Source organism: Paenibacillus jepli, from assembly GCF_047238105.1.
In the GTDB taxonomy this organism is placed as follows: Bacteria; Bacillota; Bacilli; order Paenibacillales; family Paenibacillaceae; genus Paenibacillus_D.
On the sequence record NZ_JBDFMD010000001.1, the window covers coordinates 5175201 to 5200956 of the forward strand.

Sequence of the window (25756 nt, forward strand, 5' to 3'; positions counted from 1 at the left end):
AGGGATGGCAGTGACAGAGCGAGAGGGCGTCTATCCGCTTCGCCGCAAGGCCGAGCAGCGGGATTGGCGTCCCAGCATCCATTACGCGCAGTTCCAACGCATGCCGGCAGGCGTGCTGGAACGAAGGCGGCTGTATGATTTTGAGCTCCTGTATGTCAGCCAGGGCGAAGCGGCCACGACGATGTATGGCGAGCGGTACCGGCTGGAGGCAGGGCAGCTGATCTTCCTGCCTTCAGGCGTCTATCACCAGAATGAAGTTGTGTCGCTGCCGGGTGCCGGCTTCATGGGGATTCATTTTGATTTCTTCGATGAGCTGGAGATCCAGACAGAGGCGGATATGGTTGTGCGGGAGGAGGAGGTGCAAGAGGAGAAGTTTGCCCGGGAGCCATGGACGGAAGGGCTGCCGTTATTCTCCGGCATGACGGTGGTGACGCCGCCGCTGCCCTGCGTCCAGCTGATGGAGCAGCTGGTGCATGAGTTCACCATGCGGGCGCCGGGATATGAAGTGGCCTGCAGGGGGCTGATGCAGCAGATCCTGGTGCAGCTGTTGCGTATGGCCATGAGCGACCAACTGCAGCGGACATCCGAGCACAGCGTCCGGCTGACCGAGCTGATGGCGCAGATCGATGCACGGCCGCAAGCTGACTGGTCTGGAGAGGTGCTGGCGGAGATGCTGGGGCTGAGCCGCGATCATACAGCCAAGCTATTCCGCCAGGCGGCAGGCTTGCCGCCAAGCGTATATGTGCAGTCCGTACGGCACCGGGAAGCACGCAAGCTGCTGCGCGAGTCGGAGTGGCCGGTCGAGCGGATCGGCGAGGCGGTGGGTTATCCGGATATCCACTACTTCAGCCGTCTGTTCCGGCGGCTCGAAGGGATCTCGCCGCGCGAGTACCGCAAGCTATCGAGGATTTTGTAGGCTGCAGACATGGTTGATGACCCCGACCGCGCGCTGCCGTCCCCGCCCCAATCCTGCGATCCGAAGCTCGGTTATGATGCCGATTGCGCCGACTTAAGTTGAACTCCGAACGATCAGCTCGGTTGGCAGCAGCACTTTGCGAGGGAGGATACCATTGCCGTTGATCCGGTCGAACAACAGATCCACTGCAGCCATGCCGATCTCCTTGGTCGGGATATGGACAGTAGAGAGCGGCGGGCTGGCAAACCTCGACATCTCGATGTTGGACAGACCGATCACGGCGACTTTCTCAGGGACGGCGATGCCGTTATGATACAGCGCGCTCAACGTCGCCATCGCCATCAGGTCGCTGGCCGCGAAGAAGGCTGTCGGATAATCGCCTCCCTGACACAGCAGGTTGATCTGCTCGATACATAACGCTTCGTCCCACATGCAGTCGATAACCCAATCCTCGCGCACCGGCAAGCCTGCCGCGTGCATCGTGCCATGAAATCCCCGGTACCGGCGACTGTCCTTGATATTGCCTCCCATCCCGCTGCCGCCGATAAAACCGATCTTCTTATGCCCTTGAGCGATCAGATGTTCAACCGCCGTAGTTGCGACATGGTAGTGGTCGTAGCCTACGTTATCGATATCCCAGAGCGGGGTGTCGATCCCTACGATATGCGGCACTTGCTTGCGGATATATTCATAGCTTTCCTTCTCCGGCGTCTCCATCAGGATGAGCCCATTGATCGGCTCGCTAAAAGTATTGAAAAGAATCTTCTTATCCTCCAGCTCATGACCTGTCCGCACAAATGCGATATCGCAGCCTTCGCTGATTAACCTTTCCTCTGCGCCTGAGAGAATCGACATGAAATAAGGGTCATTGTATTTATCTTTGGTAACGCTGATGACGCAGCCGATCTTGACAGGCGTCTTGCTGACCGGCGCCTCTTTGACGGTCGTCTGCCGTCTCGCGTTGGCGTTGATTTTGTAATTCAAGTGTGTGACGGCCTGCCATACCTTGGCTCGCGTCTCTTCCGTAATTTTATAAGTAACGTCGTTGTTTACCACTCGCGAGACGGTTGCGGTAGACACGCCGGCCAAACGGGCAACATCACGTATCGTGCTCATAGACGGCAATTCTCCTTTTGCGATTGGACATGGAATCGATGGTTCTTATTTTACCACGACAAAGCTGGTTTACGAAACACAGGGATTTACTTTCGTTAAAAAACAAAAGCAATCATTTCAGTGTTTTTGTTACGTTAAAGTAACGAAACAAGTGATGTGTAATATCTGACATGAAAATCGAGTTATTCAGGGGGCATCATGCTCATTTCTCGATTTTCTTTGAAAAAAAGACCCTTTATGTAGCATTATCTCACACAAAAACAAAAATGATAACGCATACTTCAAGAATTAAGAAAATTAACTCTTGAAAGATCTGGCCAACATGTTATAATGGCATCAATAAGTTTACTAAACAAAACAATTTTATTTCGTTAAATTTGACATGGATGAAAGCTTTGGAGAGGAAGCGTAAGGTCATGGGCAAATCATTTACCGTCTACCCCGTCACCCATGACAGGGTAATCGAAAACCCTGGCATCGGTTTTACGGCAGCCCCGAACCTGATGGGTTCGCCGGATCGTATCTACGACAACTTGAATGTGGAGCATGTGAAGTACAAATTTACGTCCGAGAGTGCCACGTTCAACCACCCGGATGCCAAAGTCAGCTTTGCCAGCATCCGCTGGAAGGATGTCGAGCCCGAGCGGCACCGCTACCGCTGGGAGCTCATCGATGAGAAGCTGGCTGCAGCGCGGGCGCTGGGCTGCACCATGATCATCCGCTGCTCGCCCTATGCGTTGCAGCAGGACGACGATATCCCCGCGTGGTTCCGGGAAGCCTATCCGGAGCGGCCGCCGTTTCCGTTCTGGCGGGTAGATCCCAACACGACGCCTTATGCGGAGTACTGGTCTGCCTTCATCCAGGCCTTTGCCGCAAGGTATGACGGGCATCCGGTGATCAGCTCCGTCGACGTCGCGATCGTAGGCGCCTGGGGCGAGGGAGGCGGTACCGAGTTCATGGACCGGACAGCGATTACCCGGATCCTGGACGCTTACCTGGGTGGATTCAAGAAGACGCCGTTGCAGGCGCTGCTCCATGATCCGGTCTCGGTAGGCCTCCTGACGGAGCGCCGGGCCAAGATCGGCTTCCGCGTAGACTGCCTTGGCGATATGGGCGGCTTTCACGGGGAGCGGTGGTCGCATATGACGGACTTCTACCCGCAGAATATCCAGAACTTCGGGATGTCCGAGGCCTGGAAGCGGGGGCCGATCGTATTCGAAGCCTGCTGGCACATGAATGACTGGTACGTGCAAGGCTGGGACATCGATTACATCATCGCAGAGTCCCTCAGATGGCATATCTCTTCCTTCAATAATAAAGGTGCCGTTGTTCCGGAGATCTGGCGCAGCCAGGTCGAAGACTGGCTGCGGCGGATGGGGTACCGTTTCGAGCTCCGGAAGTTCAGCTGCACAGCCGAGGTTGCGCCAGGCGGTTGGCTGGAGGTGAGCGGATTATGGGTCAACGTAGGGGTAGCACCTATGTACAATCGCTACCCGCTCGTTGTCAGACTGGTCGGCAAGATGGCAGAGCACAGCTTCATCTGTAAGGAAGACCCGCGTTCGTGGCTGCCGGAACAGGATATCTGGTGGGAGGAGCGGCTGCAGGTGCCTGCCGATCTGCCGGAGGATAACTACCGCCTGGAGGTGGGCATCGTCACAGGTGTGGATGAGATCGGCAATGTCATGTTGGCGATCGAAGGGGACGAGGACGGCTACTACCCCATGGGGACGATACGAATTGGAGGCGATCTGGCCGATGACCAACCTGGATTTTGAGACTTGTGTGGCCCACTGCAGATTCGACTCGCTGCCGGATGGGCTGGAGCCCAAGTATAACGCATACCAACCATCGCAGCGCGAGCATCTTATCTCGCCGAGCTTTCTGGCCGCCGTGTATGAGCGGTATGAAGTATCGCCTGCCGTGCAGCGGCTGATCGCGGAGGCTATCTGCGCCATTGAGCAGGATGGCGTGCTGCGCGTATTCACGGATTTTCTCATCTGGGATATGTGCACAGTGCGCGAGAGATGCGAGGAGACGTTTTATACCCATTTGACGCCAGCCTGTCTAGGGGAATATGCGGACCGCTACTCCTTCCTGGTACTGCTGGCCTGCATCGAGCCTTCGATAACGCGTCTGCAGCGGCGAGGCATTCCCGAAGCTTTTTACAGCGAGATCCCTTACCAGTTTTTGAAGCCTCAGCTGGATAAGCTGGAACGCGCTCAGGACTTTGCGGTGTCGGATTTTCCTTGGATGATGAATTTTTATACCTGCGCGATCTTTTTGTTCGACCGCTTTTACTTTATCCCTCATCGTTTCGAGGATACGCTGACGGTCTACCGCAGCAGAGAGACGGGGCGGGCGATTGCCCTGCGTCACGCGGGCGAGCGATTCCGCCGTGACGGCCAGTTTGACGGTGTGAACGGCATATCCGATGAGACGGGCGCTTTTGTATCGAGCTGGGATGAGGACGCGGAGCAGATCACCGCTCACCGGATCAATCCGGCGGGGCTGGTGGAAGCTTGGCCCTCTACTCTGGCCAAGCGAGAGTGGATGCCGGCGCTTCAGCAGGGCGACATCCTGCTGGCGCTGCATATCCCATCCGGTCCCGGGTATACGCCGGAGCGGGTGAAGCGCTCGATGACGATGGCGCTGGACTTCTATGCCTCATATTATCCCGAGCTGCCCGTGCGCGGTTTCTGGAGCGAGAGCTGGCTCTACGACCCGAGGCTCTCGCTCATCCTGGATGAGGCGAATAGCAATATCGTCCAGGTCCAACGGCAATTTTACAATTATCCGATCGGCGCCGGAGATGCCATGCTTCGTCTGGAAGTATTCGGAGACCGGCAGGCTGACGCGATGGCTGCCCGGCCCAAGACGTCGCTTCAGAAGGCGGCTGTCGCTTATATGCAGGACGGCGGCTCATTCCATACGACCAGCATGTTCGTGCTGAAGGAAGAGGTGGAGCGGATCGGCGAGATGCCGTATCTCGTTCCCGAGGATATCGCCGGCTTCAGGGCGGCGGCCGGGATCCGCTTCAAGGAGGGGACGCCAGGATGAACTGCAGCTTTTCGCTAGACAGCTACGAGCAGTACCGGACCGTGACCGTACGGCCGCGGGTCATCCCGCAGACGGCGGCGGATCTGGGGCGGGGGCGAGCCGATTTCCTGACCTGGTCCTGGCGCGAGCTGGAGCCGGAGCGGGGGCGGTATCGGCTGGATGCGATGCTGGAGGCGATCCGGCGAGCCGCCCGGCCGATCCTGAGACTATCTCCGGAGCAGCCGGCCTGGGCGAGCAGTGATGCTGCCGCAGGATACGCCTCGCTCATCCGTAAGGTGGCAAGTGCGGTCGATGGCAGAGAACCATTGGCTGGCGTGGTGATCCTGTCGCTTGATGACGACAGGGAGGTGTGGGATGCCTACGCCGATGCCTTTGCTGCCGTACCGATCCTGGCGGACATCCGCAAGCCGGAGCTGATCCGGCATCTGCAGGGCCTCGACCAGCCCTTCGGTCTGCTCATCCGGTGCAGCGAGGCTAGTCGTCTGGACTGCTGCGAGGCGATGGCCCGGTCCCGACTGCATCATGTCTGGAAGCGCCGGCCGGTGGTGCTGGACGCAGCGGACGACGGCTGCTCGCCGGCGCTTGAACGGGACGCCAGGCGCTGGCATGCCGCGCTAGCCAATCTGCCGCTCGGTCTGGGCAGCCGGCTGGAGCTGCGAAGGCTCACCTTTCCAGAGCGGGTAGTCAGCGGCGGTACGCTGCCTGCCAGGCTATGGCTGGTCAACACTGGCACGGCTGGCCTCTACCAGCCTTGTCAGCTGAAGCTGAAGCTTAGCAGGGAAGGCAAGGACTGCGAGCTGACGCTGGCTGCTGATCCTCAGCGCTGGTTCACCGGCGACATCGTGCACAACGAACTGCTCGCTTTGCCGCCCCTGGCGACAGGGTCCTACCGGTTGAGCGTTGGCCTCTTCTCCGGCGACGGATGCGGCATCTCGCTGTCTGTCGAGGGCCAAGCAGCAGACGGGTACTATGATGCCGGTACGATCATCGTCGAGGATGGCGAGGATCAGCTGGCGGGCATCTGGGATTCCTACTATCCGGAGGGCTACTATCCGCTCGAAGATCCGCAGGTCCCGACGGCGGAAGAGATCATCCGGCGCACGGCATCACCACAAGACATCAAGGGGGAAACACATTGAATCTAGCACTGATTGGAGCGGGACAGCGAGGCACGATCTATGCCGATTATGCTCATCCGCAAGCGGCGATCGTCGCCGTAATCGAGCCGGACACGAAGAGACGCCAAGCGGCAGCCGCCGCCTATGCGATTCCTGCGGAGATGCAGTTTGCTGCCGTAGAGGACTTCTACCGGCTGGGCAAGATGTGCGACGCCGTCATCATCTCGTCGATGGACAGAGACCATTACTCGCAAGCTATGGCGGCGCTGGACCTGGGTTACGATATTCTGCTGGAGAAGCCGATCTCTCCCAGTCCGCAGGAGACGCTGGATATCCAGCGGCGGGCCTACGAAACCGGCTGCCGCGTTATCGTCTGCCATGTCCTTCGTTACACGAACTTTTTTGCCGAGATCAAGCGTATCATCGAGAGCGGGGAGCTCGGCCGGATCATCACGATCCAGCATGACGAGAACATCGGAAACTACCACATGGCGCATTCCTTCGTCAGGGGCAACTGGCGCAGGCAGGATCTCGCGAGTCCGCTCGTCATGCAGAAGTCCTGCCATGATATGGACATTCTAGCCTGGCTGGTGGACAGCGAAGCCAAACGGATCTCCTCCTATGGCGGACTGACGTACTTCAAGGAAGAGAACGCCCCGGAAGGCAGCAGCGACCGCTGTCTGGGCTGCCCGGCGGCGGCGTCATGCCGGTTCGACGCGGTCAAGGCCTATCTGCCGATCCGTGGGCAGTGGCCGGCTACCGTTGTCTCGCCTGACCAGTCCGAAGAGGGGCTGCTGCAGGCGCTGGAGACGAGCCCGTACGGACGCTGCGTCTACCGCTGCGACAACGATGTCTGCGACAATCAGGTCTCGCTGATTGAGTTCAAGAACGGTGTGACCGTCACCTTCAACCTCAGCGGCTTCACCAACAAGATGTACCGCACGATCAAGATTATGTGCGAGCACGGAGAGATCCGCGGCGATGACAGCCAGAATCTGATCGAGGTCACCCGTTTCTCTTCCAACGCGGCGGACCGTGTAGAGCAGCGGCTTATTCGTCCCGCCGCAGTCACAGGAGGGCATAACGGCGGCGATGCCGGTCTGATGAAAGATTTCCTTGCCATCCTGGGCAGCCGGGACTCGGCCGGGGCAAGCCTCTCCTCCATCGATCGCTCGGTCGAGAGTCATCTGATGGCTTACGCCGCCGAACGGGCGCGTGTCACCGGCGAGACGATGGATATGGACCGTTTGAAGGAGGAGCTGCGCAGAGATCTGGCGGCAGCCGCGCATCCGATCATGGAGAGGGCGTGAGGAGATGGAGCCGATGGTTGAAGAATCGCCGGTCCGCGAGGAAGCGCGAGCCAGGCGGGGCATGTTCTATGAATTAAAGCGTCACCGGACCCTGTATCTGATGAGTGTGCCCGCGCTGCTGATGCTGCTGGCATTCAGCTACATTCCGTTTGCCGGCATCTGGATGGCATTCACGGATTTTAATGTGGTCGACGGGATTTTCGGCAGTGCCTTTGTGGGATTTGACAACTTCAAATTTTTCTTCGATACGGGCGGCATGGGCTGGAAGGTGACGTATAACACGCTGTTCATCAACTTCTGGGGTATTATACTCGGCATTCTTGTGCCCGTCTCGTTGGCGATTCTGCTGCATGAGGTGCGCAGCGTCGCTTTCAAGAAGCTGACACAGAGTATGATGTTCTTCCCTTACTTCATCTCCTGGGTCGTCGTCGGTGCGATCGTATACGGGATCTTCTCGACGGATGTCGGGGTCGCCAACCGCATCATGGAGATGCTGGGCATGGACCCGATCCGCTGGTACTCGGAGCCCCAATATTGGAAGCCCATCATCATCCTGGCCAGCGTGTGGAAATGGAGCGGCTACAGCTCGATCATTTACCTGGCGGCGATGGCTAACTTTGACGGCAGTCTGTATGAGTCGGCCAAGGTGGACGGCGCCACCAAGCTCCAGCGTATCCTGTACCTGACGCTGCCGATGCTGAAGCCGACGATCATCATCCTGACGCTGATGAGCGTAGGGCGGATCTTCTATGGCGACTTCGGCATGGTGTACGGGATCGTCGGCAACAACCCGGTCCTGATCGATGAAGTCTCGGTTATCGATACGTATGTATACCAGTCGATGCGGACATTGGGCTTCTCCTACGCCACGGCCATCGGATTGTTCCAGTCTGTGATGGGTCTTATCCTGGTCATCCTGGCCAATCAGACCGCGAAGAAAATAAACGACGGAGAGGGATTGTTCTGACATGACCAAGAACGGATGGACGAGCGACAAGCTGGTGACGGCTCTGGCATATCTGGGGATTGCCCTCTTTGCAGTCGCCTGTTTGTACCCGCTGCTCATGACAGTCAGCGTATCCTTTTCTTCGGAGAGAGAGGTTGCACGTAACGGCTATTCGATTATTCCGCAGGCCTTCAGCTTGGATACCTATACCTATATCTTTGCAAACAGCGGTTCGCGCATTTTGAGATCCTACGGCGTGACGATTCTGGTGACGGCGCTGGGAACGATGGGGGCGTTGCTGATTACCAGCATGATGGCCTTCGCGATCTCGATCCGCAAGCTCAGATACCGCAACACCCTGGCGTTCATCAGCAATTTTACGATCATCTTCTCAGCCGGTCTGATTCCCTGGTATATGGTCAGCGTCAATTACTACGGATTGAAGAACAGTCTGCTGGCTTTGATCCTGCCATCCATCTTCAATGTCTGGAACATGTTCCTGCTGCGCACCTACATGTCAGCGATCTCCCCTTCTCTGTACGAAGCGGCTGAGATTGACGGCGCCGGTCATTTCCGGATCTTCTGGCGGATCGCGATGCCGCTCAGCAAGACGCCGCTGCTGACCGTAGGCTTGATGTATGCCTTGCAGTATTGGAATGACTGGTGGCATGCGCTTATTTTCATCACCGACCGTGACTTGTTTCCGCTTCAGTACTACCTGTACAACATCTTATCCAATGTCAATGCGATCAGCTCAGGGCGGATTCCCTCCGGCGCGGCAGGCGCGATCACGCTTCCGGCAGAGACGGTCAAGATGGCGGTTACGGTCATTACCATCGGTCCGATTATCTTCTTATACCCCTTCATCCAGAAGTACTTCGTGCAGGGGATTATGACAGGAGCGCTCAAGGAATAGCGGTATTCAGCCTAATAAGCGTGGTGAAAAAGAGGGCCTTTGGGTAGTGGATCGTTCTTCCGATCGCTGTGGTTCCCAGAATTCTTGAATCATAACCTCTGGTTGAGGTTGAATTCCGGGAACCAAGGCGAGTCAACGCTTTCTGAAAGAAAGCGACATCGGAAGCATAGGCTTCGCTTCTACAGAATCGATCCACACATCTCCGGCACTTTTTCACCAATCTTTTATAGGCTTTATGTATAGATACCAGGAAAGAAGAAGGGGAGGATAACGATGAGTAAGGGTAGCGCGTGGAAGATGGCAGCAGGGGTGCTCGCAGCGGCGATGATCATCGGCGGCTGCAGCGGCAATAATGGAGGCAGCGGGGCAAGCGGCGAGGGAGGTTCATCCGGGACACCGGGCAAGCTGGAGACGATGACGATCCTCTATCCGGGGGAGGAGAATGACCGGATGTCCGAATTCCTGGACAACGAGTTTGCGGAGCGGATGGCGAGCGATCTAGGGCTAAAAGTGGAGCTGGTGTTCGTGCCATGGGCCCAGTATTGGGAACAGAAGGACATCATGCTCGCGGCCAACGAGCCGATCGACCTGTACTGGGACGGTCTGCCGGACCTGGCGGCCATCGTCAACAAGAAGCAGGCCAGACCGCTGGACGATCTGATCCAGGAGCTCGGCCAGGATATGCTGAAGGTGCTGCCGGAGGAACAGCTGCAGGGTGCGGTTATCGATGGCCAGACGTATGGCATCCCATCTGCTTATGCACCGTCCTCGGCGATGTACCAGCTGGTCACGGTCCGTCAGGACATCCTGGAACAAGTCGGGATGACGGATCTGAAGACGGCGGAGGATCTTAAGACCTTCGCGTCGAAGGCGGCCGAGCAATTCCCTGAGCTTAAAGGGCCTGCTGATATTATCTTCAAGCCGCTGACCCGTTACTTTGCGGAAGAGCAGTTCAATTGGATCGCGGCGGAGGATCTTGTGGTGTTCGGGGAAGAGAGCAAGCACGCTTACAGCTATTTTGAATCGCAGGCGTTCCAGGACATGGCGAAGTTCAATCGCAGCATGTACGACGCAGGCTTGTATTCCGAGGATCTGACGATCAAGTACAATGAGCGGGATTCGCGGATGCAGACCGGTCTGTATCTATGGGTCGAAGGCTCACTGGGCAAAGAAATGGAGATCAGCAGCGCAGTCAAGGCCAATGCGCCGGATGCCGAGCTGAAGTCTTACCTGCTCGCGTCGGAGAAACCGCGCTACATCACCTCGACAGGCGGCGAAGTGCTGGCGATCCCGATGACGGCTCCCAATCCGGAAGGCGCGATGAAGTTCATCAACTGGCTGTACCAGTCCGAAGACAACTACCTGTTCGCGCTGTACGGTGTGGAGGGCCAGGATTACGAGATCGCAGATGGCCGCATCAACAAGCTGACGGCAAGCGAATTTTTCTATGAGTGGATGTTCAGGAACCAGCATTATCAGCTATTCGCGCCGGAGGTCGATCAGGCGGCGATCGACAACTATATGAGCTGGGACGAGGACGCCCTGATCTCCGATGCGCTTGGCTTCCGTTTCAACAATGAGCATGTAAGAGGCATCGAAACCCAGCTGCGGGAAGTGGCAGGCAAGGATATGGCTGCCGTCCGCTCCGGCTTCGTCGACTTCGAGACCGGATACCCGAAGGCGATCGAGAAGCTGAAGAAGGCCGGTATCGATGAGTATGTGGCCGAAGTGCAGCGGCAACTGGAAGAGTTTCTGGCGAGTAAATAATACCCTCATGCATAAGCTGATGTCCGCCTGACTGGCGGCGTCAGCTTTTTTTGTACGGGACCACCGAGACGAAGTAGTAAAAAAAAGATGGACTAAAGTAAAAGAAGTGCCGACATATCGCGGCAGGGGAGCTGGGGGATAGCAAGGTAGTAAAGAAAGGGACATGAGTTGTAAAACGCGTTAATTTTCTGTGACGTCCGCATGCTCTACCATAATAAATGAGCTCAAAACTTGGTAGAGGGAGGTTTTTGCAGGATGAAGATCAAGAAGGTGCTGTTAATCCTAATCGTTGTTCTTGGCATGGCAGCATTGACGGCTTGTGCGACAAATGAAACGGCGGCGCCTGTCAGCGAGTCCAACCATGTGGAGGGTAGCTCGCAGAATGAGAAAAAAGACGAGCCGGAGCAGCCTCGAAAGGATGTCTCGATTCGCTACGCCGTTTGGGATGCCAACCAGGCAAGAGGGCTGCAGATCATGGCGGATGAATTTGAAGCGGCTCATCCCGGCATCAAGATCAATATCGAAGTCGTCGGCTGGTCGGATTATTGGACGATGCTGGAAGCCGGTGCGACAGGCGGTTCGCTGCCCGATGTGTTTTGGATGCATTCCAACGAGATTTATCGCTACGCTTCCAATGGCATGCTGATGAACCTGAATGATCAGATCGCTTCAAGCGCCGAGGTGGATCTCTCCAAATTCCCTGAAGGCATTGTGCAAATTTATAACCATCAGGGCAATCAATATGGCGTACCCAAGGACTTCGACACGATCGGTCTGTGGTACAACAAAACGTTGTTTGACGAGGCGGGCCTGACCTACCCCGATGAGACATGGACTTGGCAAGAGCTGTACGATGCCGCCAAAGTATTGACAAAGGATGGCGTGTATGGCTTCTTGAGCCCGCTTCATAATCAGGAGGGCTATTATAATTTCGTGTATCAGAACGGGGGAAGCATCATCACAGAAGACAAAAAATCCGGTTATGACGATCCCAAAACGATCGAGGCTTTGGAGTTCTATGTGAAATTTGTTCGCGACGGGCTTTCTCCAGAGATCTATGGCGATGCCGAGCGTGCGGAAGCGCTGCAAAACGGCCTTGTCGCCATGGGGTTGTTCGGATCCTGGAATTTGTCGGGCTTTACCTCAAATGAGTTTATGACCCAGCATTTCGATGTAGCCGTATTGCCGCAGCAAGCGCAGCAAGCTTCGATCTACAATGGACTGTCCCATGCGATCGCGCACAATACGGAGCATCCCGAGGAAGCCTGGACCTTCGTGGAATATCTCGGCTCCAAAGCGGGGCAAGAGCGGCACGCTGAGCTGGGCATCGCGATCTCCGCCTATGAAGGCACGTCGGACTTATGGATCTCCTCCAATAAAACGTATAATGTCAAGGCCTTTGTGGATATGGTGAGCTACGGTGTCATTCGTCCGTATTCGAATACAACCATTGTCTGGGAAGATCGGGCATATGAAGCCTTGAAGCCGGCCTTTACGGGGGCCTTATCCGTCGAGGAAGCCGCGAGGAATGCGGCAGAGGCAATGAATGAGACACTGGCAGGCGAATAGCGTTTGCTATTGACTGTTCAGGATGGTCCTTGAGAATCGAATGACGGTAACCATCTCTGGCGGGTTGCCGTCATTTAGTAGGAGCGAGCGAGATGAAACGATTGAACTTGAACGCGATATCCCGAAGCAAGCTCAACATGTGGCTGTGGGGTTGGTTCATGGTAGCGCCGACGATCATCGGTCTTTTGATCCTCAACATCATTCCGATCTTCCAGACCATTTATCTGAGTCTGTTTAAGAGCGGGGATTTCGGCAAAGGCAATGTGTTCGTCGGTGTCGATAACTATGTGCGGATGTTTGGGGATGCGCAGGTGTGGCACGCGGTAGTCAATACAATAGCGTATACCCTGATGGTCGTGCCTGTCAGTGTTGCGCTGGCTATCATAATAGCCGTGTTATTGAATGGCAAGGTGAAGGGGAAATCATTATTCCGTACGATTTATTTCATTCCCATGATCGCGGCGCCGGCAGCTGTAACGATGGTATGGCGGTGGCTGTATAATCCACAATTCGGATTGATCAATTACGGGCTTGTCCAGGCCGGGCTTGATCCCGTGAAATGGACGACCGATCCCCAGGTCGCGTTAATCGCCATCTCGATCATTGGCATCTGGAGCATCTTCGGCTACAACATGGTGCTGCTGCTTGCGAGCCTGCAAGAAATCCCCCGCGATTATTATGAAGCGTCGGATATTGACGGCGCAAGCAAGCTGCAACAGTTTTTTATTGTAACAATACCGCTTGTGACGCCGACGCTGTTTTTCGTGTTTGTGACGACGATTATTCAATCCATGCAAGTTTTCGATGTGATCTACATGATGATCGATGTGACGAACCCTGCGTATGAACGAACGGTTTCCCTGGTCTATCTGTTTTATAACAATTCCTTCAAGTATATGGATAAAGGATATGGCTCTTCGATTATTGTTCTTTTACTGGCCATGATTATGATTTTCACTTATTTTCAGCTTAAAGCTGAGAAGAAGTGGGTCCACTATAGGTAGGAGATGTGATGACATGGGGTTGCGCGGTAAAGCTGCAAGGGCAGCGGCCTATCTTTTTTTGGCGACAGGGGCCAGTCTTATGATTATTCCTTTGCTGTGGATGGTGCTGACGTCGTTCAAAACCGTTGCCGAATCCACATCGTTGAATCCGTTTATTTTTTTTCCGACCGCCTGGCATTGGACGAATTATGCTCGTGTTATCGAACATAATCATTTTTTTGCTTTTTATGTCAATACCTTTGCCATGATGTTCTTCCGCATTGTGTGTTCATTGCTGTTTAGCGCGATGGCCGCTTATGCGTTTGCCCGGCTGCGGTTTCCCGGGAGAGACTTCCTCTTTGGCTTGGTTCTGTTCCAGATGATGGTGCCGACCCAGATTTTTATCATTCCGCAATATTTGATGGTTGACGCGCTCGGGATGCGCAACACGATTTTTGCACTCGTGTTTCCAGGGCTAGTGAGCGCCTTCGGCACGTTTTTGTTACGACAATTTTTTTTGAATCTGCCCCGAGAGCTGGAAGAGGCAGCGAAGCTGGACGGCTGCAATATCGGTCAGACCTTTGTGCGTGTGATGCTGCCATTGACCAAGTCAGGGCTGGTCGCCCTCGGGATCTTCACTGCCCTGTTCGCATACAAGGACATGATGTGGCCCATGATTATCAATACAAGGACGGAAGCGGCCACGCTGGCCTCGGCGCTTGCGAAGATTCAAAGTGCATTCTCGGTGCATTACCCTGAGCTGATGGCTGCTTCGGTATTAGCTTTTTGGCCGATGCTGCTTGTCTATCTTGTGTTCCAAAAGCAGTTTGTCGAGGGCATAGCGACCTCAGGGGGGAAACTGTAACCTCCAGATGCAGTGAACGACTCCGTAGCGATCCAGCGATATTTCGACAATACGACGGCATTCACTGCGTCTCTGGGCACTGGCGAGAATTTAATAATTTACCTTTATTGACAGCGTTTTGACCCTCGTACAAAATAGCCTTGAAAGATCCTTAAAACAGACGGGGATCGTGATGACGATGCGTAAAATTGGCTTTATCAGCATCAGGGCGAAGCTCATCCTTATCTTTTTATGCGGTATTCTAATCCCTCTATTTACTATGACCCTCAACTCATACCACACGTCTCAAAGTCTGCTGGAGCGCAAGTATGCCGATCTGCTGCTGGATATTGCGAGCCAAACGACAACACGCATCGGGGCTTTTCTGCGAGAGATCGAGACGCTCTCGCTTGTGGCCAGTTACGGGATGAACAGTTACGTATCGGCTTCCTCGCATGAGGATTATCCGATCCAGGATTATCTCCGGGATGACGGGGAGCTCAATGAAAGCATCGTCTACCGGATGCTGATGAATTACATCCTGATGAAGGACCGCGTGTTTTCGATTTATATTTATAACCTCAATGGCGGCAAGGATATCTACATCAGCTCTCATCACCCGATTGATTACAACTACAGCGCCGTATCCGAGGCGTGGTTCGAGCATTTCCTCCAGTCTGACAACAAAGTTACCTTGCTGAGCACAGGACCGGATCCCCAGGTGCGGACAGAGGATCACCTGGCGGTGCTGCAGGCGCGTAAAATTTTCGACATTCATAATGGCAAGCTCATCGGCGTCATGGTCGTGAGTATCGATGCTGACGTCATGAACATCGTTCATGATCTCCATCAAGAAGGGCTGCGTTCGAGGTTTGCGATCGTGGATGAGCACTATGACATCATTTACCATGCCGATTCATCCTTGATCGGATTGCCATTCGCCGGGCACATTCTTCCGATCGATACGAGCAACCAGCATCAGATCGAGGAGCGGGGCATTGTTCGTTCGGGCGATAGCGATTATATCGTGGCCAAGAGCGCCTTCAGCAGTTTTCCGTGGACAGCCTATTTTTACCTGCCGCTGCATGAGGTGTCCGCTGAAGGCGATATTCTCCGACAGAACGTGATCATTCTCGCATCCTTGATGCTCGTCTTCTCCGTCGTTCTCTTTTTTTATTCTTCGAATGTGATTACGCGCCCGATCCGGAGCTTGATGCGCAATATGACGCAAGTGGAGATGGGGCAGTTCGACGACTTACCTGTCGTCAGCTCCCGCGATGAAATCGGTCTGCTATCCAGCCGCTTCAAGCATATGTCTTCCGAATTAAAACAGCTGGTAGAACGGATACAGCATGAAGAAGGGGAGAAAGCGGCGGCCGAGATCAAGTCATTGCAGTCGCAGATCAATCCGCATTTTCTGTACAACACGCTGGGCTCGATCAAGTGGATTGCTTCCATGCAGCGTGCAGATAAAATTGTCGAAATGACGGAAGCGCTAATCTCATTATTGCGCTATGCCACCAGACATGAAGGGGCTATGGTGACAGTACGCGAGGAATTGGAGAACATCCGCAACTATATGACGATTCAGAATATCAGGTATTACAATCGAATCCAGGTGGAATGCGAAGTCGAAGACGGCTTGCTCGACTGCTGCGTCCCCAAGCTCATCCTGCAGCCATTAGTTGAAAACGCTATATTTCATGGCCTTGGCGAGTCGGAGGAGGACGGCCTCATCGTCGTTAGGATCGGCAGGGACGGCGGCAGCCTCAAGATGGCAGTCCAGGATAACGGTCTTGGCATGGACCCCGAGACGATGTCATCTTTGCGGCACAGTCTGGCCAGTCGAAGCATGCAGCATTTTGGCATCGGCGTGCAAAATGTTCATCGCCGCGTGCAGCTTTATTTTGGTGAAGCGTACGGGATTACGTTCAGCAGTATCCAGGGGGCAGGGTCGATCTTTACGGTAACAATGCCAAACCGCGAGGAACGGAGGGACAATGTGGCATGCTCAAGCTGATAATTGTCGACGATGAGCTCCTGATGCGAATCGGACTGCGGTCGATGATCCAATGGGAAGATCATGGTTTCCAGCTCGCCGGGGAGGCCTCCAACGGCAAAGAAGCGCTGGAGGTTGCCGCCAAAGTCTCCCCGGATCTCATTATTACGGATGTCAGGATGCCGACGATGGATGGCATCGAGCTGATCAGACAAGCCAGGCGACTGATGCCGGAATGCAAATATGTTATTGTAAGCAATTTCGACGAATTCCGGTATGTCAAGGAGGCGATGCAGCTGGGGGCGTCCGATTATTTGATCAAATGCGAGATCAAGCCGGACAGCCTAGTGCAGCTGCTTAGCCAGATCAAGGAGCTATTCGCTCATCGCAAGCAGGACAGGGAGCGGGAGCTGCTGCCGGAGACGTACTACAGACAAAGCTTGACCTATTTGAAGGAAGGATTGCTCAAGGAAGTCATCAGCGGGTTGAAATCGGAGCAGGATATGATCGCAAAAAGGGGGCAGCTGCATATCAGACTGCTTCCCGGGCCGTGGTTCATGGTCAAGCTGAAGGTCGAGCGCTTCGAAGAGATAAAGAAAAAATATGTGGAACAAGACGAGAAGCTGCTGCGCTTCTCTATTGTCAATGTACTGGAGGAAATCATCCCGAATCGCTGGAACCGCGAGATTGTCGTCGAGAGCTCGTCTGAGTATCTGCTAATGCTTAACACGATTCCCGGACCGGTCCCGACGTCGCGAACGGACATCGAGAAGCTTTGCTGCAAAATGATCCACTCCTTGAGAGATTTTATGAATTTGCAAATGACTATTGGGGTCAGTACGACGGTACAAGGGTACCGGTATATCAGGCTAGCCTATCAGGAGGCCGTCTTTGCCCTCAATCAGCGGTTCTACGCCGGCGCCGGGAAGGTGTTATTCTATGAGGATCAGGGCCGCTATCCGGATCAGACGGACCGAAGGATGAGACTTAGTCGAAGACCGGAGCATGATTTTCAGACGGTCATCGAGAGTAAGAATAGTCATCAACTGCGTGTATTTCTCGACAATGTCCATTCCATTCTTGAGCGGGAGCAAGCCAGTGAGGAACAAATTCGCAGTATCTATATGACGTTCATAGAGAACGCCAATACGTATTACCCTGCTGCCCGTTCGCAGTTGCCCACGGATGACCGATCATTGTATGACACGATTCTTAAGGAGGGCACTTGGGAAGAGATCCATACGCTTGTACTGGATTATGTTCTTGCCATATTCGAGAGCGAGTCCCGAAGCCATGAACAGCAGACGTATGGGAGCTTGGCGGTCCGCATCATGGACCGTTATTACAACGCAGACATCTCCTTGCAAAGTGTGGCCAAAGAGATCAATGTCAACCCGTCCTATCTGAGCAGAATCTTCAAACAGGAGATGGGGATGAACTTTGTCAGTTACTTGATTGGGATTCGCATCAACAAGGCCAAGCTCTTGTTGGAAGATAAGCAGTGGAAGGTCTATGAAGTAGCGGAAAAGGTCGGATATCATAACTATTCCTACTTCAGCCGAATTTTCAAAAAAGTAGTGGGTGTCAGTCCGGAGGAGTACCGTGGATGAGGAGAGAAGAAGCATGATCATACGTGCTGCAGGTCTTTGGTTTGTATTCGTCGCTGTCTGCTTGTTGGCCTCATGCGTCCCCTATGACGATTATATAAACGGCCCAAGAGACCAGTCTCCGGTAACGGACAGGCCTGTAGTGACCTTGCGCTACTCCAGCTATCTGCTTGATATGGCACAAGCGGGCAGAACGTACTATAAAGCGATAGAGGATTTTGAAGCGCAGCATCCCGAGATCAAGATCGAAACCGATTTTATTCAGAATGCTTACTATACGGCGGGGATAAAGGCAAGATTGCTTGGCGGAGAAAAGCTGGATGTGTTCGACACGTGGTCCCCCAGCTTGTTTGCCGAGTTTTTGAGGCTTGGCGATCAGGTCTATCTCGACTTGACGAGCTCTGCCTTTTTAATGGATTTCCTCCCTTCGTCACTTGATCCGGTGACGATCGACGGCAGGGTCTACGGGGTGCCGGAGGTGATGCACAGCGATGGGTTGATCTATAACAAGACCATGTTCGAGGAGCTTGGACTCTCCGTGCCTCAGACGTGGGAGGAGCTCCTGCATGTTTGCGAGACGTTGCGGGAGTCAGGTGCGATTCCCATCGCGCTTGATTCTGAATGGTGGGTGCCTCAATTCATCTTCGGCTCTATCCTGACCAGCAACGGGGCTGACTCGGCTTGGACGGCAATGCTGGAGGCGGGGAAGGTACAAGTGTCCCATCCGCTTTTTGTCGAGGCCATGGAGAAGACGAAGCAGTTGGTCACAGAGGGGTATGTGCCGGACAACTGGGTCAGCCTGAAGCATGAGCAGTCCAAGGATCTGATCGGCAAGGGCCGGGCGGCTATGATCGCAGCCGGGACATGGGACATCCCCAGCATCATGGAACGCAATCCGGAGCTTGATATCGGCTTCATGATCGTGCCGGGCGATGAGAAGGCGATCCCCAATATTAACATCGGCACCTACCGGGTGATCAACTCAAGCACGGCCTATCCGGAAGAAGCAAAGCAGTTCGTAGCTTTTATGAATGGCCGGATCAATCAGGAGAAGCTCGCACGCGGCGCGCTGGCCGTGCCCTCGGTCAAGGGATACGAAGCGGATCACCCCATTATCGAGAAGATCGCAGCGGTGGTGACGCGTGAGGGTGCGATGATCTTCTGGCCTCATACGGTATCTACAGAGAGCCTTCAAGTTAAAATCCTGGAGGGGGTGAATCAGTATCTGTTAGGCGCGGAACTGGAAGAGGCGTTGGCGATGATCCAGCAGGCGGTCGACGATGCCCGGGAGAAGGACTAAAAGATTGGTGAAAAAGTGCCGGAAGTGGGGCGGAATTGTCCTGGAGAAGCTTAGCATATGCTTCCGATGTCGCTTTCTTTCAGAAAGCGTTGAGTCGCCTTGGTTCCCGGAATTCAACCTCAACCAGAGGCTATGATTCAAGAATTCTGGGAACCACAGCGATCGGAAGGACGATCCGCACAACGTAGGCCTAATTTTCACCACGCTTCTAAGCTTCTGTGAGCAGGTATTGTCAAAAAAAGAAAGGGACAATAAAAAAAGTGCATGTCCGGACAGCCAAAGCGCGTGGGATCATCCGAGGTCGTAAAGAAAGGAGCATGACGAGTAAAAAACCTTGATTTCATTACGGTTTTCCTTGCTTTATCATAATCATTGAACAGAACAGACAATGGTAATGAGGGAGGGTGTAGCAGGTATGGCGACCAAGAAACGGGCGTTGTAGCATGCATGGCCTTGAACTGCAGGGAGACAAAAAAATGTCAAGAGGTGAGATGATTTTGAGAACCTATGTCAAACGTTCCATGTTGAGCATGCTTGCATTATCAGTCATGCTGCCGCCTTTTTTTGCAAGCGCATCCATATCGGAGGATCAGGCGGTTGAACCGGTGCCGGGCTTACAAGTCATGTCTGCGGCATCCCCGCTTTTTTATTGGGATTTTGATCCGGAGCTGATGAACGGGGAGACAGGGATTGTGAATCGCGCCAATCCGCAGGAGAGTGCCGATGAGGCAACGCTCAAAGGAACTGCGGCCATCGTAACCGACGAGCTGCGGGGCGATGTCCTTTCCTTGAGCGGGGGCTCAAACGGGAGCGGGTGGCTGGAGCTGCCGGATCATCTGTACCGTGAGGTCGAAGAAGAGCTGACGTTCGCGGTATGGGCGAATCTTGACCAGGCAACAGGCTCTTATACACGTCTGCTATCATCGACAATAGGTGAGAAGGGCTTGTCCAACAGCGGCATAAACGGCTGGCGGGATACGGAATTTGTTGTCGTGGCCGGCGGCGGCTCGTTTAATAATCGGGTCTATACCGGTACCAATCCGAATGAAGTGGCCAGCTACAGAGGCGATATCGTATGGAACGCCAACCCTGCAAGGGGGAGATGGCAGCATATTGCCATCACGATGACAAGCGATGGCGGGTATGAGGTGTACTTCGATGGACGATTCATCGGCGCAAGCCGGATCGATCCGGGCAACAGCACAGCAGAGGCCACACTGGCCACGACCTTGGACCATTTCTTCCAGCGAGACTTTTTGGATGCGTTGACCTTTAATGACTTTGGCCGCTCCTTCTACACGTCGGACGGCGATACGCGCGGGAAATTTGATGATATCCGTTTGTACAATGCCAAGCTGACCGCAGAGCAGGTAGATGCGTTGTATGAGGAGACGAAGCATGAGGAGGTTGCTGGAGAGGTCCCGGCAAAAATTACAGTGGATCTGGCGGACCGCTCTCTGGGTCCCGTGTTCCATGGCTCGGCGGGCGCGCTGTATGCGATCAGCGAGCCTAACGTCCCTGACATCAACACCTTGATTCCGATCAAGCCCTCGCATATTACGCAGAAGCCGCCGAACGGCATCCAGCATCCGACCGGCGATGCCTTGCGGGTGGCCGACTATTTCTTCGAAGCCGGGGGCGAAGTGGTCAATATCGTCATGCAGGATTACTATCAGCGCTGGTACTATCCTTCGAGAACGGCTGAACAATACATCAATGAGGCAGTCATCCCGATTACTGAGGCTGTGAAAGCATTCAAGCAACAATGGGCGGCTGAAAATCCGGGTCAGAATCCGGATGAGAAGTTCATTTATATTCCGTATAATGAGCCGGAACAGGACAACACACGCTACCCGCAATTGCTGGCGGACAACCAGACGGGCAGAAACTCAAGAGCCGTATTCAACAACGATTGGCTGGCGGTAACGAACAAAATCAAGGAGATTGACCCTGGCGCCGTGATCTCAGGCGTCAACCTCACTCAGTATGGGGCCAAGGTATTTGAAGATTTCATTCCTTTTTGCGTCGAACACGACTGCCTGCCCGAGATCACCAGCTGGCATATGCTGTGGAACAAAGCATTCGCTCAGGCTGCGGGGAATATCGCAACCTATCGCAGTGTAGAAGAGAAAGCTGCGGCGAGGTACAGAGAGCTGTATCCCGATCGTGAGCTGCCTTTTCCGATCAAGGTAGATATTAACGAATATGCCGCTCCGGCAGAGATCGCAGTAGGCGGATCGCTGGTGCAATATATCGCGCGCTATGATGAATTGAAGATGAACAGCATGCTGCCCTACTGGAATACGGCTAACTCCTACGGCTCCTTGCTTGCCGGGCAAAATGAACCGAACGGCTCATGGTGGCTGTACAAGTGGTATGCCGATATGATGGGAGGCGACATGGCTAAGGTCGGCGTCACGACCGCGCGTAGTGAGACAGACGCCTATGGTCCGGGACTCTACGGTTTATCCTCCATCCAGGATGAGAAAGAGCAGGTTAGCATAGCGTTTGGGGGAACAAAAGGCAGCGGCTCGATTGTGTTCAATCACGTGACGGGTCATGCGAACAGCCCGGCATTTCTGGCCGGTGCCGAGCAGGTGCATGTCACGGTCTGGCATGCCGGCTATACCGGTCTGACAGGTTTTCTTGTCGAACCCACGCAGATCGTGGATCGCAATTATCCGGTGAAAAATGGTTCAGTAACCTTGGATGTCCAGTTGGATGACTATACCGCCGCATACTTCGCTGTGATTACCCCCGCTGTGAACAGCGACTCGCATGAGGTGTGGTTCAAGCGCTTCGAAGCGGAGCATGCCGAGGTGAAGACGAATGTAACAACAGCCAGCGTATATCCGGTCAGCGGCAATGCGAACCGCTCGGCGTCGAACGGACAATACGTACAGGGGATCAGACAGCAGGATAGCGTAGTCAAGTGGACGAACGTCACTGTTCCCGCGGATGGCAGCTATCGACTTGATCTGATCGGCGGCAGCGGCGCCACGGCCAACATGCCCAATCAAGCCAACACGGGTCAGGCGAATCAACGAATCAATTCGGAATGGTTCATCAAGATCGATGATCAGCCGTCCTTTAAAGTGGTGCTGCGGGCAGATTACAATATGCAATTGCTCGGCGGCAATACAATCTACATCGACCTGGAGGAAGGAACTCATGCGATAAGTATAAGCAAGTTCAATCCGGATACAGGCGAGGCGGGTCAAGGCGAGGCTACGCTGGATGCTATGGAACTGACGTATAACGGCGAACGGGGAGCTAGCCCGGCCTACCGCGTCCAGGCGGAATTTGCCGAGTACGATACAGCTCGGGGACTTGTGCGAGGCAGCAGCCTGGGCGGCTTTGAAGGCGCAGGGTATGTGACAGGGTACGGGGAGATGGCAGGGGCCAATACACGATTTGTCGTCAGCGTACTTGATGACGGTATGTACGATGTGACGATTCGATATGCGGCCGACAGCAGCGGTCATATCCGGTTAGATCACGATCGCAAGCACGTGGCAGATATTCCGGTAGTGGACACAAATGGACAATGGCAGGATGCACGGCTGCAGATGTTCTTGCGTACCGGCATCAATCTGATCGATGTGAAGGCGAGTGCAGGCTTCAGCTTGGATTATGTGGATGCGGTCTTTGCAGGTCAGACGCCGATCTTCTCGATCGAAGCCGAAGAGAGTGTGATTGTCGGAGAGCCGGCGGGATCTGAGCTGCCTCTCATCCGGGCAGGGGAATTCGCCAGATACACGTCGGGCGGCAAGTATGTGAACGGGATAACGTCCTATGACGGCGCGGAACGCTATCTGGAGATCGACACGATCGAGGTTCCGGCAGACGGCCTATACAAGCTGGTGGTTACCTATGCAAATGGGGAAAGCGCCGGAACGCATGCCTATAACAACGATGTTGTGGAAAGATATGCACAGATCAGCGTCAACGGAGGCGAGCCGCAAACGGTTTTCTTCAAGAATACGATATCCTGGCATCAATTCGCCACCCAAACGATCGACGTTGAGCTGAAGGCCGGCATGAACAAGATCCGCTTCTCCAACAATAATACCTATGACGGCGGTTCCAATCCATACGGAGGCAATAACGGATCGGGTACGCAAGGCTTTACGCATTATACCGCCGTACCGCGCCAATACACGCCTGCATTCGATCGGTTCGATCTCTATCCACAGACCACGTCTGTATCAGCTGCCGCTTCCGCAGTGCTTGCAGGTGAACACATCGTGCGACCCGGTCAGTCTCTGGACGTCATCTACGGCTTGCGAGGCGTGCAGCACAATGTACTTGCGCAAGATATTACCATTCAATACGATGCCGATAAGCTGGATGCCGTAGGCTCGCCGCTGTCGCTTAACAGTGACAACTTCCTGGTCGTCGATTATGTCGAGGAAGCGGGATCGACCCGGATCCTGGGCATCCATCTGGGCGACTTGCAGACGAAGCCGAACCAGGATGTCATGAAACTGAAGTATCAGGCCAAGGATATCGTAGGTATGGCCAATGTGCGCGTCTCGAATCTGATTCTCGCAGATGAATCGGGAGTGGAATCCGGGGCCGGCGGGGCAACGCATACCATCCAGATTCAAAAGCCGACGATACCGGGGGACTTCAACAACGATGGCCGGGTGAGCGTGGGCGATTTGGCCAATATGGCCAAGGCTTACGGGAAGACCAGCGATAGCCCCGATTGGGATCAAGTGAAGGCCTATGATATGAACAATGATGGCATCATTGATATTGAAGACCTTGTCATGCTGGCCAGACTTATCCTTGCCAAGTAAGGCGATGGATTAAGCTTCATTGATAAAGGAGACGTTGCGATTGCGTGAAAAAACAGGTGCGTTACTCAGCTTGTTGAAAAAGCGCCGATGGGTGCGGAATCGATTCTGGAGAAGCGTAGCGTTCGCCTTTGTTCCCGGATTTCCCCCTTTAAAAGGGATCCAAAATCAAGAAATCTGGGAACAACAGCGATCGGAAGAACGATCCGTTACCTTGAGGCCCCGCTTTTCAACAGTCTGGATACTGCTATCCATGCTGCTGATGCTATCCGTTTGTTCTCCTGCCGCATTCGCCGGAGAAGAGGCTGTATTCGCCCTCAACGGGTCTACCGCTGATTTCAAGATGACAGCCCGTATAGGTCACGTCGTGGACGTAAAGATCGACGCTCGGGATCTGAGAGATGTCTATGGCTACGAGATCCGTCTGACCTATGATGCCGGCAAGCTTCGTTTTCGCAGTGCGGCCACGGATTGGGAAGGTCTGACGGTGCCCCCGATAGTTGAGGAGGGCAGGATTACCTTCGCGCATACGATGATCGGTCACGGCAAGGGGCGGAACGACGATTCACCAATTGCAGCTTTGCAGTTTGAGACCCTTGCGCCTGGGGAGGCCGATATTACACTGACCAGGGCGAAGCTGGTGAATACCAAGGTTGAAAGTGTGACGAGCGAACCGCAATTAACGATGACCGTGTCCATTGAATCGGACCAAAAACCAACGAGCTTCCGTGATGTTCAGCATCACTGGGCGGAACAACATATCCTCCGAGCGGTTGAGATGGGCTGGATTCATGGCTTTCCCGACGGTACATTTAAGCCGCAAGATCCGGTGACGCGCGCGGAGTTTACGACGATGCTTGCCCGGGCGCTGCAGCTTGCGCCCCGGCTCGATGAGGGGATCGGGTATGCAGACGGCGACCAGATCCCGGCCTACGCAAGAGAAGCAGTCTCGCAAGCGACAGCGGCGCATATCGTTCAAGGCTTCGAGGATCGCACCTTCCGGCCGCATCAACGGATAACTCGTTCCGAGATTACGGTTATGATCATGCGCGCGCCGGGCATGCATGAGCTGGAGGGGGCAGGGACTACACCAGTGCCGTTCAGAGATGCACACGAGATTCAGGCTTGGGCATATCCGGCCGTTAGGTCCGCAACAGAATTGGGGATTGTACAAGGCCGCTCTAATCTGATGTTTGTTCCCAAAGGTGAAACTACACGTGCAGAAGCGGTGACATTGATTCTAAGACTGTTGGATCATCAAGACCAGCGTTGACGGCAGACAATAACCCCGGACTCGAATCAGAGGCTGGGGTTATTGCTGTAAGCTAGTCCCGACCCAACCGTTTCGCTGCACCGGCATTAGGGAGACCAATCGCGTGATGTCGACATTTTTTTCACCAATTGGCAGGGGAACGGGGTAGGCATGTAGAACTAATCAAAATTCCAGAATTTGAAACGGACAAAATGCGGTTGCTCTACATGCGTGGCCGGAGCCGGGCGCGATCG

At 54.4% G+C, this 25756-nt stretch carries 17 protein-coding genes; 16 read left to right on the forward strand and 1 reads right to left on the reverse strand.

The features are described 5' to 3' along the window. Positions 1-4: 4 nt before the first annotated feature. On the forward strand, positions 5-916 hold the full coding sequence (locus tag ABC336_RS22145) for an AraC family transcriptional regulator (RefSeq protein WP_413240703.1): 912 nt from the start codon (positions 5-7) through the stop codon (positions 914-916). A 93-nt stretch (positions 917-1009) separates the two neighbouring features. Here ABC336_RS22145 and ABC336_RS22150 read toward each other — a convergent pair whose 3' ends face one another. Further along, the gene (locus ABC336_RS22150) at positions 1010-2032 is read right to left on the reverse strand and encodes a LacI family DNA-binding transcriptional regulator (RefSeq protein ID WP_413240704.1); all 1023 of its coding nucleotides are present in this window, start codon (positions 2030-2032) and stop codon (positions 1010-1012) included. 416 nt (positions 2033-2448) lie between these two features. Between ABC336_RS22150 and ABC336_RS22155 the strand changes: the two genes are divergently transcribed. The 15 genes from ABC336_RS22155 to ABC336_RS22225 all read left to right on the forward strand — a co-directional run bounded on the left by ABC336_RS22155 (position 2449) and on the right by ABC336_RS22225 (position 25523). Further along, a complete protein-coding gene (locus ABC336_RS22155) occupies positions 2449-3807 on the forward strand; it encodes a DUF4832 domain-containing protein (RefSeq protein ID WP_413240705.1) in 1359 nt (452 codons plus the stop codon). Then, complete coding sequence (locus tag ABC336_RS22160; protein WP_413240706.1) at positions 3788-5089, forward strand: acyltransferase domain-containing protein; 1302 nt, start codon at positions 3788-3790, stop codon at positions 5087-5089. The genes ABC336_RS22155 and ABC336_RS22160 overlap by 20 nt, the downstream gene beginning before the upstream one ends. Next, a complete protein-coding gene (locus tag ABC336_RS22165; protein WP_413240707.1) occupies positions 5086-6228 on the forward strand; it encodes a DUF4832 domain-containing protein in 1143 nt (380 codons plus the stop codon). Before ABC336_RS22160 ends, ABC336_RS22165 begins: the two co-directional genes overlap by 4 nt. After that, positions 6225-7517 carry a Gfo/Idh/MocA family protein gene (locus tag ABC336_RS22170; RefSeq protein WP_413240708.1) on the forward strand — a complete coding sequence of 431 codons (1293 nt, stop codon included), beginning with the start codon at positions 6225-6227 and terminating at the stop codon, positions 7515-7517. The genes ABC336_RS22165 and ABC336_RS22170 overlap by 4 nt, the downstream gene beginning before the upstream one ends. A 13-nt stretch (positions 7518-7530) precedes the next feature. Further along, complete coding sequence (locus ABC336_RS22175; protein ID WP_413240709.1) at positions 7531-8484, forward strand: ABC transporter permease; 954 nt, start codon at positions 7531-7533, stop codon at positions 8482-8484. Between the two features lies 1 nt (position 8485). After that, positions 8486-9379, forward strand: a complete 894-nt coding sequence (locus ABC336_RS22180) for a carbohydrate ABC transporter permease (RefSeq protein ID WP_413240710.1) — start codon at positions 8486-8488, stop codon at positions 9377-9379. A gap of 273 nt (positions 9380-9652) precedes the next feature. Next, positions 9653-11146: an ABC transporter substrate-binding protein gene (locus ABC336_RS22185; protein WP_413240711.1), complete on the forward strand. Its 1494-nt coding sequence runs from the start codon at positions 9653-9655 to the stop codon at positions 11144-11146. 255 nt (positions 11147-11401) lie between these two features. Next, on the forward strand, positions 11402-12715 hold the full coding sequence (locus ABC336_RS22190; RefSeq protein WP_413240712.1) for an ABC transporter substrate-binding protein: 1314 nt from the start codon (positions 11402-11404) through the stop codon (positions 12713-12715). A gap of 92 nt (positions 12716-12807) precedes the next feature. After that, the gene (locus ABC336_RS22195; RefSeq protein WP_413240713.1) at positions 12808-13719 is read left to right on the forward strand and encodes a carbohydrate ABC transporter permease; all 912 of its coding nucleotides are present in this window, start codon (positions 12808-12810) and stop codon (positions 13717-13719) included. Between the two features lie 13 nt (positions 13720-13732). Next, entirely contained in the window at positions 13733-14563 is an 831-nt protein-coding gene (locus tag ABC336_RS22200) for a carbohydrate ABC transporter permease (RefSeq protein WP_413240714.1), read from the forward strand. A 172-nt stretch (positions 14564-14735) separates the two neighbouring features. Next, positions 14736-16562: a cache domain-containing sensor histidine kinase gene (locus tag ABC336_RS22205; RefSeq protein ID WP_413240715.1), complete on the forward strand. Its 1827-nt coding sequence runs from the start codon at positions 14736-14738 to the stop codon at positions 16560-16562. Continuing rightward, a complete protein-coding gene (locus ABC336_RS22210) occupies positions 16550-18151 on the forward strand; it encodes a response regulator (RefSeq protein ID WP_413240716.1) in 1602 nt (533 codons plus the stop codon). The genes ABC336_RS22205 and ABC336_RS22210 overlap by 13 nt, the downstream gene beginning before the upstream one ends. A 13-nt stretch (positions 18152-18164) precedes the next feature. Next, a complete protein-coding gene (locus ABC336_RS22215) occupies positions 18165-19448 on the forward strand; it encodes an ABC transporter substrate-binding protein (protein ID WP_413240717.1) in 1284 nt (427 codons plus the stop codon). Between the two features lie 476 nt (positions 19449-19924). Beyond that, positions 19925-24253, forward strand: a complete 4329-nt coding sequence (locus ABC336_RS22220; RefSeq protein WP_413240718.1) for a LamG-like jellyroll fold domain-containing protein — start codon at positions 19925-19927, stop codon at positions 24251-24253. Between the two features lie 250 nt (positions 24254-24503). Beyond that, entirely contained in the window at positions 24504-25523 is a 1020-nt protein-coding gene (locus ABC336_RS22225; RefSeq protein ID WP_413240719.1) for an S-layer homology domain-containing protein, read from the forward strand. The last annotated feature ends 233 nt before the right edge of the window (positions 25524-25756 follow it).

Coding starts and splice junctions, on each gene's coding strand:
- ABC336_RS22215 (WP_413240717.1), top strand. CDS start 18,165: ATGATCATACGTGCTGCAGGTCTTTGGTTTGTATTCGTCGCTGTCTGC.
- ABC336_RS22225 (WP_413240719.1), top strand. CDS start 24,504: ATGCTGCTGATGCTATCCGTTTGTTCTCCTGCCGCATTCGCCGGAGAA.
- ABC336_RS22210 (WP_413240716.1), top strand. CDS start 16,550: ATGCTCAAGCTGATAATTGTCGACGATGAGCTCCTGATGCGAATCGGA.
- ABC336_RS22155 (WP_413240705.1), top strand. CDS start 2,449: ATGGGCAAATCATTTACCGTCTACCCCGTCACCCATGACAGGGTAATC.
- ABC336_RS22175 (WP_413240709.1), top strand. CDS start 7,531: ATGGTTGAAGAATCGCCGGTCCGCGAGGAAGCGCGAGCCAGGCGGGGC.
- ABC336_RS22205 (WP_413240715.1), top strand. CDS start 14,736: ATGACGATGCGTAAAATTGGCTTTATCAGCATCAGGGCGAAGCTCATC.
- ABC336_RS22165 (WP_413240707.1), top strand. CDS start 5,086: ATGAACTGCAGCTTTTCGCTAGACAGCTACGAGCAGTACCGGACCGTG.
- ABC336_RS22195 (WP_413240713.1), top strand. CDS start 12,808: ATGAAACGATTGAACTTGAACGCGATATCCCGAAGCAAGCTCAACATG.
- ABC336_RS22220 (WP_413240718.1), top strand. CDS start 19,925: ATGTCAAGAGGTGAGATGATTTTGAGAACCTATGTCAAACGTTCCATG.
- ABC336_RS22200 (WP_413240714.1), top strand. CDS start 13,733: ATGGGGTTGCGCGGTAAAGCTGCAAGGGCAGCGGCCTATCTTTTTTTG.
- ABC336_RS22190 (WP_413240712.1), top strand. CDS start 11,402: ATGAAGATCAAGAAGGTGCTGTTAATCCTAATCGTTGTTCTTGGCATG.
- ABC336_RS22180 (WP_413240710.1), top strand. CDS start 8,486: ATGACCAAGAACGGATGGACGAGCGACAAGCTGGTGACGGCTCTGGCA.
- ABC336_RS22160 (WP_413240706.1), top strand. CDS start 3,788: ATGACCAACCTGGATTTTGAGACTTGTGTGGCCCACTGCAGATTCGAC.
- ABC336_RS22145 (WP_413240703.1), top strand. CDS start 5: ATGGCAGTGACAGAGCGAGAGGGCGTCTATCCGCTTCGCCGCAAGGCC.
- ABC336_RS22185 (WP_413240711.1), top strand. CDS start 9,653: ATGAGTAAGGGTAGCGCGTGGAAGATGGCAGCAGGGGTGCTCGCAGCG.
- ABC336_RS22150 (WP_413240704.1), bottom strand. CDS start 2,032: ATGAGCACGATACGTGATGTTGCCCGTTTGGCCGGCGTGTCTACCGCA.